Annotated in this window: 10 protein-coding genes; all 10 read right to left on the minus strand. The window is 46.5% G+C overall.

The window, feature by feature from the left end; genetic code table 11:
* Positions 1 to 229: 229 nt before the first annotated feature.
* Positions 230 to 973 (minus strand): ribonuclease III, encoded by a 744-nt coding sequence (gene rnc / locus B0182_RS09110; protein WP_078274635.1) that lies wholly within the window; start codon positions 971 to 973, stop codon positions 230 to 232.
* A gap of 5 nt (positions 974 to 978) precedes the next feature.
* On the minus strand, positions 979 to 1,371 hold the full coding sequence (locus B0182_RS09115) for a DUF4845 domain-containing protein (protein WP_078274636.1): 393 nt from the start codon (positions 1,369 to 1,371) through the stop codon (positions 979 to 981).
* 29 nt (positions 1,372 to 1,400) lie between these two features.
* Positions 1,401 to 2,516 (minus strand): signal peptidase I, encoded by a 1,116-nt coding sequence (lepB, locus tag B0182_RS09120; RefSeq protein WP_078274637.1) that lies wholly within the window; start codon positions 2,514 to 2,516, stop codon positions 1,401 to 1,403.
* A gap of 51 nt (positions 2,517 to 2,567) precedes the next feature.
* A complete protein-coding gene (lepA, locus tag B0182_RS09125) occupies positions 2,568 to 4,367 on the minus strand; it encodes a translation elongation factor 4 (protein WP_078274638.1) in 1,800 nt (599 codons plus the stop codon).
* A gap of 119 nt (positions 4,368 to 4,486) precedes the next feature.
* On the minus strand, positions 4,487 to 5,707 hold the full coding sequence (locus tag B0182_RS09130; protein ID WP_078274639.1) for a capsule biosynthesis protein: 1,221 nt from the start codon (positions 5,705 to 5,707) through the stop codon (positions 4,487 to 4,489).
* A gap of 109 nt (positions 5,708 to 5,816) precedes the next feature.
* On the minus strand, positions 5,817 to 7,973 hold the full coding sequence (locus tag B0182_RS09135) for a capsular polysaccharide biosynthesis protein (protein WP_158079674.1): 2,157 nt from the start codon (positions 7,971 to 7,973) through the stop codon (positions 5,817 to 5,819).
* 8 nt (positions 7,974 to 7,981) lie between these two features.
* On the minus strand, positions 7,982 to 9,688 hold the full coding sequence (locus tag B0182_RS09140; RefSeq protein WP_078274641.1) for a polysaccharide biosynthesis/export family protein: 1,707 nt from the start codon (positions 9,686 to 9,688) through the stop codon (positions 7,982 to 7,984).
* A 16-nt stretch (positions 9,689 to 9,704) separates the two neighbouring features.
* Complete coding sequence (locus B0182_RS09145; RefSeq protein ID WP_078274642.1) at positions 9,705 to 10,814, minus strand: KpsE/RkpR family capsule polysaccharide export protein; 1,110 nt, start codon at positions 10,812 to 10,814, stop codon at positions 9,705 to 9,707.
* Positions 10,792 to 11,463: an ABC transporter ATP-binding protein gene (locus tag B0182_RS09150; protein ID WP_029102398.1), complete on the minus strand. Its 672-nt coding sequence runs from the start codon at positions 11,461 to 11,463 to the stop codon at positions 10,792 to 10,794. The genes B0182_RS09145 and B0182_RS09150 overlap by 23 nt, the downstream gene beginning before the upstream one ends.
* Positions 11,464 to 11,472: 9 nt before the next feature.
* Positions 11,473 to 12,285 (minus strand): ABC transporter permease, encoded by an 813-nt coding sequence (locus B0182_RS09155; RefSeq protein ID WP_078274717.1) that lies wholly within the window; start codon positions 12,283 to 12,285, stop codon positions 11,473 to 11,475.
* Positions 12,286 to 12,572 lie beyond the last annotated feature (287 nt).

The raw sequence follows: 12,572 nt of genomic DNA on the forward strand, positions 1-12,572 counted from the left end.
AATAAGGGCAATGTTGTCATTATATAACGACAACACAGGCGGGGCAAATGGTATTTGTAAATGTCGGTTGGTTTGGGAATTTAAAATGTGGATGATTAAAAATGGGTGATGATTGGTGTTATTTTTTGAGATTGTGGATTTGTAGGGGCAAATTACATTTGCCCTATATAAAAGCACTGATTTTTGGGCGAATGAATTGCCCCTACCTATTCAATTTTTAAAATATGCTTTATAACGCCTTAGGCTTTTCTAATTTATTGAGCTGATTTATCATTCGCTCGGCACATTTTTGCTCGGCAATACGTCTGCTCTCGCCCGTCTCGGTAATGGGCGTGCAGTCCGCCACAGCCACAGTACATGCCACCACAAAGGTTTGATTGGGGGCGTTGCCAATGGTATCCATAAGTGTATAAGTCGGCAGGGGCAGTTTGTTGCCTTGAAGCCATTCTTGCAGGCGGGATTTGGCATCTTTTAGCACTTTTTCTTCGCCCATCTCACCAATCAAGGTCTCATACCAGCATTTAACCAAGCCTTTCACCCGTTCAATGTCGCCACTGTCCAGATAGACAGATGCTAAAATCGCCTCCACCGCATCAGCCAAAATACTGGCACGGTGTCGCCCACCGCCTTTACGCTCGCCCACGCCCAGTATCAGATGAGATGACAGCTCCAATTTTTCGGCAATTTGCACAAGGGTCTCTTGGCGTACCAATGTAGCACGCATACGGGTCAGCTTGCCCTCATCATGACGGGGAAAAAAGGTAAACAACGCCTCGGCAATCACCGCTCCCAAAAGAGCATCGCCCAAAAACTCCAACCGCTCATAGCTCATCTTAGGGTCATACGAGCGGTGTGTTAGGGCGCGCTTTAACAGATTGGGGTCGTTAAAGGTGTAGCCCAATTTTGAACAAAGAACAGGGTAGCCCTGCTCAAAGCTGGTAAAGTGTGTCGGCAATGTGGTGTGTTTAGACATAACTCTTACTTAGCATCGGCTGCGGTAATCTCTTTTTCAAAGCGATTGACAATAAAGGTCTCGCCATAGAAATTACTTTCTACTTCGTATTGGCTTTTGACCGCCAACGCTCCAGGGGTTTTGTTGGTAAAGATAATCATTTCTTCTGGCTTGGTATTATAGTTGGCATTGATAGACAACTGCTGAGATAAGCTCTGCATGAACTGACGCTCGTTTTGCTTGGCATCATTGGCTTTTTTAAGCTCGCCTGCCACCAATTTGGTGAATTGATAATCACCAATATAAGCAGGAATAATCCCAAGTCCCAGCTTGATGATGATACCTGCCATCGCCAAACCGACAATAATCGTGGTAACGCTCGCCCCACGTTGGTCGGTTAATGAAGTTAGTTGTTGCATATCGCACCTGTTAAGTTTATGTTAAGCGATTAATCAATCGCTCCTGCTCGCCCAAAGCTGGGTAGATTAAGCCCAGGCTCTTTGTGCATCCAAATATAAGTTGCTCTGCCTGCCAAATGACTCTCTGGCACAAAGCCCCAAAACCGCCCGTCTGCACTGCGGTCTCTGTTATCACCCATAACAAAGTAGTGTCCATCTGGCACGGTAATCTGCCATGCTGTGCCACCTGATGTGGCAGTTTGCGGTGAGTTTTTTAATAAGAATGGAGCAATGGACGCACTATTTAAATCGCCCAAATAACGCACCGTATAGTCGTGCTCACCCAATGTTTCACGATAATAGTGAGCGTGCTTTTCTTCTTCCATGCCATATCTGGCACGCTCTTCATCGGACAGGCGATGATTCTCAATCACAGCCGGCATCAGCTTGGCATTAAGCTTATCTGCCATTTGGTAATCCACGGGTGTTGTATTTACCGCTTGTCCATTGATGGATAGCACGCCATTACTAAATGCCACCGTGTCCCCTGGCAGACCTATCATGCGTTTGATGTAGTAGCGCTTGGGATTTTTAGGATAGCGAAACACCACCACATCGCCATGCTTGGGATTGCCTGTATTTAAAATCTTGGTGTGCGTAATCGGCAATCTTAGCCCATAGGAGGATTTATTGACAATGATAAAATCGCCCGTGTATAGGCTTGGCACCATCGAGCTTGATGGGATATTAAAAGGCTCAACCACAAACGAACGCACCAACACGATGATGAGCAAGATGGGCAGGTACTCATACGCCCACTGCACCAATTTTGGCTCAACCGCCGGTTCGCCCACGTTCATCCCTGCCTGCTTTTGTGCCTCGGCTAGAGTGCGTCGGGCTTCATTATAGACAAGCGACTGATTTTTGAGCATCTCTGGCGTATGTTCATTGCCGATGAACTCAGCCGGTGCCTCATCATGTCCAAAACGCACGAGTGTCGCTTTAAACTCTTTTTCCACTTGCTCCAAATGAGTCTGAGCATGTAAGATGAGCTTGGTTTGTTTGGCGACCAATTTATGCTGTTTTAACACAAATTTATCCGCCAAATACGCCACCAGTAGCACCAGCGTAACAGGCACCAAGATTAAATTAATGTCAAATTCCACAAGCCACCTTTGTCATAAATATCTGCAAGTTTTATACCAATTTAGAAAGCCTTAGCCGTCCACTTTTAGCACCGCCAAAAACGCTTCTTGGGGGATTTCTACACTGCCCACCTGTTTCATGCGTTTTTTACCTGCTTTTTGTTTTTCTAAGAGTTTTTTCTTACGGCTCACGTCCCCGCCATAACATTTTGCCAAAACGTCTTTACGCATGGCTTTGACGGTGGAGCGAGCAATAATCTGCGAACCAATCGCCGCTTGAATGGCGACATCAAACATCTGTCTTGGAATCAGCTCTTTCATTTTTTCAACCAGCTGATTACCACGACGGCGAGCGTGTTCTTGGTGGCAAATCATCGCAAGGGCGTCCACTTTTTCGCCATTGATAAGTACGTCCACACGAGCCAATTTATCCGCTTGATAACGCTCAAAGCCATAATCTAAGGATGCAAAACCACGAGATGCCGATTTTAATTTATCAAAAAAGTCCATGACCACCTCGCCCATCGGAATATCAAAGACGACTTGCACTTGGCGAGCCATAAACTTCATGTCCACCTGCACGCCACGACGTTCAATGGCAAGCGTGATGACGTTGCCCAGATATTCTTGTGGCACCAAAATATTACAGCGGGCAATCGGCTCACGAAACTCTTGGATTACGCCTGTATCGGGGAGCTTGGACGGGTTATCCACATAGACAATCTCGCCATTTTTTTTGACGACTTCATAAATCACGGAAGGGGCAGTCGTAATCAAATCAAGGTCGTATTCACGCTCCAAACGCTCTTGGATAATCTCCATATGGAGCATGCCCAAAAAGCCACAACGAAAACCAAAGCCCAACGCCTCGGACGTATCAGGCTCAAAAAATAAAGCAGAGTCGTTGATTTGTAGCTTTTGCAAGGCTTCACGGAATTTTTCAAAATCAGACGAATCAATGGGAAACATACCTGCATACACTTGCGGAGTTACTTTTTTAAAGCCAGCAATGCTATCTACCTCAGGCGTTTTGGCAAGGGTAATGGTGTCGCCCACAGGAGCCCCTGCAATGTCCTTAATCCCTGCAATGATAAAGCCCACCTCGCCTGCTTGTAGGATATTTGTCTCCAAGCGTTTTGGGGTGAACACGCCAATGGAAGTTACCAAATGGCTCTCGCCTGTGGATTTGATAAAAATCTTATCGCCTGTTTTGACCTGCCCTTCACGCACACGCACCAAAGACACCACGCCCAGATAATTATCAAACCATGAGTCAATAATCAAGGCTTGCAAGGGGGCATCTCGGTCGCCTTGTGGGGCAGGGATTTTCTCCACTAAGGCTTGTAGCAATTCATCAATGCCCACGCCTGTTTTGGCGGATACTCGTGGAGCGTCCACCGCCTCAATGCCGATGATGTCCTCAATCTCCTCGATGACACGCTCAGGCTCAACCTGTGGCAGGTCAATTTTGTTTAAAACAGGTAAAACTTCTAAATCCTGCTCAATGGCGGTGTAGCAGTTTGCCACGCTTTGGGCTTCTACGCCTTGGGCTGCATCCACGACAAGTAAAGCCCCTTCACAAGCAGCGAGCGAACGAGATACTTCATAAGAAAAATCCACGTGTCCTGGGGTGTCGATAAAATTTAACTGATATTTTTCGCCACTTGGGTGATTGTAATATAGCGTTACCGACTGAGCCTTGATGGTAATGCCACGCTCACGCTCAATATCCATGCTGTCAAGCACCTGAGCCTGCATTTCACGGTCAGACAGACCGCCACACACCTGAATAAAACGGTCGGCAAGGGTGGATTTGCCGTGGTCGATGTGGGCAATGATAGAAAAATTACGGATATGAGAAAGTGCGGTCATGATGTCTATAAAATTTAAATGATAACAGGATATTGTAGCAGTTTTTTAAAAAAATGCCTATAAAAATTCATCACGGCGTGATAAATGATAAATATGGTGGTTATGAAAAGGGGTTGGGCTTATTTGGTTGTTATCGCATCCTGTGCCAAACTTCGATAAAAGCCCGACAGCTCCCACGGGGCTTTGCCATAAAATGAGCCGTTCAACTGCGTCTGCTCGATGAGATATTCCCTAAATTTTAGATAAAAATCACGGTCAGGGGCGGTCGGATTTGCCCAAAACTCAGCCAAAGGCTTTTGGTCGGTCAGTCCCGCCACATCATACAAGGCACGCCCCATGATTTTGGTGGGTTTTTGATGATATACTGATTGCAAAGCGGTGGTGCTGTTTACCGTAATCATGCCAATGCTTGCCTTCATCAGGCTCGGCAAGTGCATGTCACAGCCATAAAACACCCTGCCCTGCACCCCAAGCTCATCACCGAGCTTGGCAATCATGCGAGTGTAGTCACGATGTCCACGGTCTAAGGGGTGATGTTTAAACAGCAGGCTCGTGCCACTGGGGGCATGCTTGGCAAAACTTATCATGACTTCGCTAATAAAATCACGCACGTCCTGATAGTCGCTGTGATGGCTGATTTGTGAGTCGTTATGCACCTGCAAACTAACGAGATAGAAGTTTTTTTGCCCAACCAGTCGCTCTTGCAAACGCTTGTCCGAATGATAACGGGTAAACTTACGCACAGGGGCTTTGACCCACGCCCACGCTTCCGCCCATAGGGACAAGCCCCGATAATGCTCATAATGCGGATATCGCCACTGCCCTACAAACACCGCCACATAATACACCATGCTCGCCACACACAGCCGATAAAAACGGTTGTCGGTAAATTCTGGCTTGTCATTTGCCCGTTGCAGGGTATCAATGAGCGTTGAGTCCAGTCGTGAATAGCCGTTAATGCCATGCTCTTCTAGGGTGATATAATCAGGTCGCAGATAACCCTCTTCAAAGACAAAAAAGGCAACCCCCAGACGCTTGCACACCTGTCGTGCAATCTCATGATAAGGGCGACAGTCGTTAAAACAAACCACCGCTTTTAGCTGTTTGTCATCAATGAGTTTGGTTAAAAATTCATCAAACTCACTTTGACGCCCCCGAAAATTACTCATCTTGTCCTTATGGCAATAAAAAAGAGCATCGCCTGCATTAAAATTAACCTTATGCACTCGCTTGTCCTCACTCATCAAAAATGTGGCAAAACGACAAAAAAACGTCCCCATTTTGCCTTGCAGTAGCAAAATGTCATCATGAGATAGCAGACGTTTTAAGGTTAAAGACATAGACAATCAAAAAAGTAAAAAGATGATAAAAACTAACAAATGAAAATAAAAACTGATTAAAATACAAACAGTTGGCTGACGTATTGTATCATAGTTTTTATACAATTTTTTACCGTATGATGATTTTTCGTAATTGCATGGCGGTGGTTTTGACGTTTTGGGTCAGTCGTTTGGCAAGACTTGGCTTGGCGGTATGAGCTTGATTGTACAAATACTCGATGACTTGCTCAGGCGTGGCAAGTCCTATTCCATGCGGTAGATGATACATGGGATAGCTAATAAGCGTGCCATAGATGAGTCCATCTAGGGTCAAGGCGGGTAGATTGGGGCGGGTACGTCTGTTTAAAGCATTGATTTTGGAGGTATTATCAGACTCAACCACATCATCGGTCAGCCCAAAACCTGCATAAAACGGCAAGCCATAGCACACCACCTTTTTATCTCGCAGCAGGGCTTCAAACCCTGTCAAAGAGCTTATCGTATGCACCACATCGCACACATCTAGGCAGTCGGGCATGGCAACATCGTGGGCAACCATGTCCACCACATGATGATTATCCGCCTTGCCGACCCTTAGCCCTGCTTCCACATCGGGGTGCGGTTTATAAATAATCACATCATCAGGGAAATCGGCTCGCACCCTTGCCAGAAGCTCGCTGTTTTTTTTAATCAAGCTCGTACACGTCTGCACAGACGCATCATCTTCAACCTGTCCCACCACCAGACGAATGGGGCGGTTTGATTTCAAACCGTTGATTTGTTTGATAAAATCATGGTTTTTGGTGGGGAGGTTGTATTTACTGACTCGTTTGGTTAAAAGCAGTTCATGCAAGCCTTTGGCACGCTGTATCTCGTCATCAGTTAGGCAAATGCTGTTTAAAATCTGCTCCAAACGGCTCGGGGCGGTCGCATCAAAATAAATCCCCACATCGTCCATGACCACCGACAACGGGACGATGAGCGTTGCCCCCAAGCCATTTGAACGGATAAAGCCGTCTTCCATGCACCAAATGACAGGATTTGTCATGCCACGTTTGGCAAGCTTGTCTTTTAACAGGCGTTTGGATTTTTGCCCCCATACGACATAATCGGTAGTATTAGATAAAGCGTTAAATACTTTACTGTCGGCACGTTTGGCACGTTTTTCATTGATACCATATGGCAAAAAAAACCACCATTTGGTTTTGGGTTTGACGGTCAAATTTACCTTATCAAACCCCAAAAATCCCCACACAAATGGCACTTTCCAGCGACTAAAATCATAAACAAGCAGTTCGCTACCAAGCCGATTTTGCCAATCACGGCTGGCGATGAGATAGTCCATAACCGTCTCTATGTCGCACGCTCGTCCTGTGGCAGGATTGGCATAATGGCTATACTGCACATAACTGGCATAAAAAAGCTGATTAAGGCTTGCTTGTGTGATGTTTAGCGTTTGATAATGGCAGATAAGGTTTTGATACATAGATGTATTTTTGACAAAATCATCATCGGTCAAGCCAAAGCCAGCATACCAGTTTACGCCAAAATTATGCACTGTTTTGCCAAGCATTAATGCCTCAAAACCCATGTGCGAGCTGACTGTGTAGACCGCACAGGCTTGACGGATAAGGGCAATAGGGTTGCAGGGCGTATCTAAATAGAACGGCGGAGCGATGTCGGTCGGGGTAAAATAGCCCTTGCCAGCAGGGTGCGCCTTTATCCAGATATTAGCATTGGAATACCGCTCTTTGGCGTGGGCGAGCATGGCAAAAAAGCTGTCCGCACTCGCCCCTGCTCCTGTGATAGACGCATCATTTGCCACTTGGTCGATGATGATGATGTGGGGCTTGTCGTTATTTGCCAATGCCGATAAATCAGGGGCGGTGGTGGTTTGGTTGTATTTGGATAATTGGTGCGTGATGATTTTGTTGATTAACCGCTGTGCGTGTCGCTCTTTATCATCACTCCACTGTGCCATACAGTCGGCGATAAGTGCTTGCAAGCGGTTAGGGGTGGTTAGATCAAAATACACGCCCAAATCGTCTTTGATAAAGCTTGCCCCCACGCTGTGTATGCCACTGCCAAGCGAGCGTAAAAAGCCGTCTTCTACTGTGGTGAGTGCTAAGTTATGCGTGTCGGCAAAGGACACCGCCTTGCTACGGCTTGGTTTTTTCCCCCATGCTAGCACGGCTTGGGCAGTTTTGTCTTTATAAACAATGTCCGCCCCAAGTGCCACGCCAAGTAAGGGATTATTTTTAATAATCCCTTTGGTGGCACAAGACAAACGCACCATCAGAGTTTGACAATCACGCCTGTCGCCACGGCAAGCTGATAGATAACCTGTGCAATGCCACGAGCGACTTCCACTTTGCGAGTTTTGACTTTTGGCAAGACCATAATCTCATCGCCCTCTTGAATGCGATAGGCGGTATTAACGACACTGGTTTCGCCGTTTTGATGCATGACCAAAATCTCTTCGCTGTCGGCATTGTCATCAAATCCGCCTGACTTGGCGATGTAATCGCCCAACGTCAAATCGGCATTAAAGGTCAATGCCCCCTGGTTACGCACTTGACCATTTACGGTGATGACAGATGTTTGGGCAGGGATATGAATGATGTCGCCCTGCTCCAAGATGATGTCCTGCCATGAGTTTGGCACGACCACCACACGCCCTGTCGGCTCAATGCGGCGAGCCTTATTGATGAACTGCTCCACCAGTTTGGCATCCTGAGAGCGTAGCTGGGCTTCTTCTCGGGTTGTGGACTGGGTAACCAGTGTCATCTCTTCTAGGCGGTCTAAGGCTCTATTAATAGACGCTTTTTGGCTTGCCTTGACCGACTCACGGTAAATCGTCAAGTTATTGACATTGGCAAGGCTAGACGGTTCAAGCTGTGCAATCACGTCTTTTAATCTTGCCCCATAAGGCAATACCACCGCCCCATTGCCCTTATGAGCCCCCGTGACTTGCACCGCTATCGTCCCTGCATGACGGTCGGAGGTGACCACGAGCGTGTCACCATTTTGGACAGGGATGTTTTGTGCTTCATTTAGAGCATAGTATTCTGCCGTCTTGGCTTTGCCTGAGGCTCGGGTAATGCTGACGTTGGTGGCATCTGGCAGGGGGTTTGCAACAGCGAGCACGTCTGAGATGGTCAAATCATTGACCCCAAACTCAAAGACATATTCATTTTGTACTCGACCTGAGATGGCAAAGGTCTGTTTTTGGGAAGCGACATTAATCACATCCCCATCTCTGAACGAAAATGGCGACAAACGCCCCATGATAAGAAAATCATACAGGTTAATTTGTTGGACAACCTGACCGCCACGCAGGATTTGCACATCAATATAACTGCCACGCTTAGGGTCTACTCCCCCTGCACGGTCTAGGTAGGATAAGACACTATCGGCTGCCAATCCGCCATAGTACCCTGGTTGATTGACAAAGCCCGTGACAAACACTTTGACAGGTTGGGCTTGCTCCAAAGACGCATACACGCCCACATTAGAGCGGTAAATCCGTCCTATCGCCGACTGTACTACACTTTGCAATTGTCCATTTTGCACGCCTGCAATCCGTACCGGCCCGACATTTGGCAAAAAGATATTACCCTGCGGGTCAACGGTCATCGTGGCGGCATACTGATACGCCCCCCACATCCTCACTTGCACGTTGTCGCCGACATTGATGACATAACTGTCATTAAAGGTAGAGCCTGACGTGGTAGAGAACGCCCCACGAAAGAGCTGTTCACCAAAAATACGCACGTCTGTTTTGACATTTTGGATGACGGGACTATTGTTAATGATGGCATTGGTCGGCATGCTTGCCATTGCCACCGCTTCGGCAGTGGTTGCCTCTGACGGCACGCCCGTACCATTGACCACGCCTGCCAGTCTGCCTGTATTATTGTCCGTGGCAAAATTGGTATTGGCAAAGGCGGTATGCGCCAAAACCAAAGCAATGACCAAAGGGGTTTTTATCAATTTTTTCATTGTTTTTCCTATGCAATCACTTGGCGTGGTCTTTGATGACCGCCAGTACCAATACGATAAAACCATACAAGATGAGTAGTAGCACAAGCGACGTTCCTAGCACATAGCCCATACGGGGGTATAAGGCATCTTCTGCCCGATGAGGGGAGGTGATGACCACCAAGTTTTTCATCTTACGCATGACTTCTGCCCGAGAACTCTCTAAGGACGTCAAGGCGATTTTATAAAGCTCACTGGCAAACTCCGCCTCTGCTTTTAAGGTTTCAAATTCCACCGTTTTGGCGTTAAGCTTGGCATCTCGTGGGGAGGTAAGTTTGGCTTGTTCATCTTTGATTTGCTTTTCTACCGAACGTATCTGACTACGCAGGCTCACCACTTGCGGAGCTTCTGGATTAAGATAGCTGAGCAGTTGACGCTCTTCGGTACGCAACGAGCTTAGCTGTCCTTGTAGGGTACCAATGACTTGATTGACCATTTGGGCATTGACTTGCGGGTCAAAGATTTCATTTTGGTTTTGGTAGTCAATCACCGCCTTTTTGGCGTCATTGAGCTTTTGCTCGGCATCAGCAGCTTGGGCGGAGACAAAGGCAAGCTGTTCATTTGCCACATCTTTTGAGATGTTATTGACAAATTTTTCAGATTCACGCAAGATGGCTTGGTTGAGCTTTAAGGCATATTCTGGCTCAAAGCCCTCTGTTGTTACCGTAAGTACATAACTTAGCTCGTCAAGCGACACCGACACACGTTTTTTAAAGTACTCTCTTAGCTCTTCTTGGGTAGCATCACTTGGGATTTCATTGATAAAGTCCGCCCCATTAACATGATAGGCTTCACGAAACTTAAATTCTGCATCCAGTTTATCTATCATGTCATTAGACAGAATATATTTGGTCAAATATAGAGCATCTTCACGGTTGGTGTTATTAACCCCAAGCAATGATGAGATGCCCGTGGCGGATACGCCCTGCTCGGAGACTTGCTTGATGACCACATCCGATGTACTAACGTAGCGTGGGTGAGCCAATACGAGTGTATAAGCACTGATGGCAATCCACGGCAAAATCACCACCAAGATAAACAAGATGATGGCTGAGCGATTACGCTTATTTTTTAGCTTTGTGAACATGTTCGTTATACACCTCAATGGCTTCTTTGGGGTCGTCAAAGACTTTGGCGGTCTGCTCCATCAGCACAATGCCAATATCACAATTTTTCTCGATGTCTTTTAGGTTATGCGACACCATCAAAAATCCTGCCTGCTTACGGCGGGCTTCCAATATCTCTTCGCTACGTTTACGAAACGCCGCATCACCGACCGCACCCACTTCATCTAACATATAATAATCAAAATCAAAGGCAAGCGACAGCCCAAAGGTCAGCCGTGAACGCATGCCCGATGAGTAGCTTTTGACTGGCATGTCGAAGTATTTACCAATATCAGCAAACTCTTCAACAAAGCGAATCTTCTCATCGATATAATCACCACTTGAATACAAACGGCACACAAAACGCACGTTTTGCCTGCCTGTCAGACTGCCCTGAAAGCCCCCTGCCACGCCCACCGGCCAGCTGATGGTGCTATCAGTAACCACCTCGCCTTTATCGGGGGTATCTAGCCCACAGATGATGCGTAGCAAGGTTGATTTGCCCGCCCCGTTTCGCCCAAGCAGTCCTACCGACTGCTTATCGGCAATGGTCAAATTCAAATCCTTAAAAAGATAGTGCCGACCGTGTGGGGTCATAAAGGATTTGGTAATGTTTTTAATCTCAATCATCTCTTATCATCATTTGGCACGAATCAAATCACGCTCAAAGGCTTTATACAATAGCAGTCCCAAAAAATTCACACACACCGTCCATTTGGCAAAATACCACATGTCCACATGATAAATCGGATATGTCGGCGACAGCGAGTGCCTTATCATCTCTAAGTTATGCATAAAAGGGTTATACATCAGATAACTTAAATACGGCTCGGGTATCATATGCACCGAATACAGCACCCCTGAGGTAAAATACAGTATCGTAAAGATAATGCTAATAATTTTGCTAACCTCACCACCGTAATGCCCCGCAATCATGAGTATCATGGCAAGCCCAAAGGCAAAAAAGAACATCATCAGCCAACAAAACAGCACCATATCCAAATGCTCGGTACTAAACCCAATGCCAAAAAAGGCGAGCCCACACAACAAGATGGCAAAGGTCATAAAATAAATCACCAGCTCCAAAAACGAGCGAGCGATAATCACATCAATATGCCGTACCGCCCGATACATGAGCAATCCAGCATTGGCAGAAACCGCTCCTAGTGAGCGAGTGGCGATTTTTTGCATCATAAAAAACGGCGTAAACCCTGCCACCAAAAACAGCATATAATCCATGCCAGGCAAGGCACGTTTCATGATAGCTCCAAAGATAATCATCATAATCGCCATTTGCAAAATGACTTCTAAGGGAGCCCACAGATAACCCAAACGATAACTGCCAAAACGGGTTTGTAATTCACGCATGAGCAGGGCATGAAACGCCGCACCCATGACGGCCAGTCCACTGCGTTTTTTTATCGGTCGGTATGGGGGTAGCTCAATGGACATGACAGGTGCCAAATTAGACAAGTTTAAAAGAGATAAAAATTTTTGGCATTGTAGCATAAACCATTAAAAATTACCAAAAAACTGTTTGTTTTGTCAAATAGGTCAAAAAAATAATCAGAAAAAAGACGTGATAAACACGCCTTTTATGCCAATTGATGTAGGGGCGTGCTGAGCACGCCTTATAAAACAGCCCCAACAAAGGGTGTGCTGAGCACGCCCCTACCAAACCTGTGGCAAATATTGGGCTTGTTAGGTTTAAATGAACTTGGGCAAATTACACTTTATCC

It is taken from the genome of Moraxella bovis, from assembly GCF_002014975.1.
In the GTDB taxonomy this organism is placed as follows: domain Bacteria; phylum Pseudomonadota; class Gammaproteobacteria; order Pseudomonadales; family Moraxellaceae; genus Moraxella; species Moraxella bovis.

Coding starts and splice junctions, on each gene's coding strand:
- B0182_RS09140 (WP_078274641.1), bottom strand. CDS start 9,688: ATGAAAAAATTGATAAAAACCCCTTTGGTCATTGCTTTGGTTTTGGCG.
- B0182_RS09150 (WP_029102398.1), bottom strand. CDS start 11,463: ATGATTGAGATTAAAAACATTACCAAATCCTTTATGACCCCACACGGT.
- B0182_RS09155 (WP_078274717.1), bottom strand. CDS start 12,285: ATGTCCATTGAGCTACCCCCATACCGACCGATAAAAAAACGCAGTGGA.
- rnc (WP_078274635.1), bottom strand. CDS start 973: ATGTCTAAACACACCACATTGCCGACACACTTTACCAGCTTTGAGCAG.
- B0182_RS09145 (WP_078274642.1), bottom strand. CDS start 10,814: ATGTTCACAAAGCTAAAAAATAAGCGTAATCGCTCAGCCATCATCTTG.
- lepA (WP_078274638.1), bottom strand. CDS start 4,367: ATGACCGCACTTTCTCATATCCGTAATTTTTCTATCATTGCCCACATC.
- B0182_RS09130 (WP_078274639.1), bottom strand. CDS start 5,707: ATGTCTTTAACCTTAAAACGTCTGCTATCTCATGATGACATTTTGCTA.
- B0182_RS09115 (WP_078274636.1), bottom strand. CDS start 1,371: ATGCAACAACTAACTTCATTAACCGACCAACGTGGGGCGAGCGTTACC.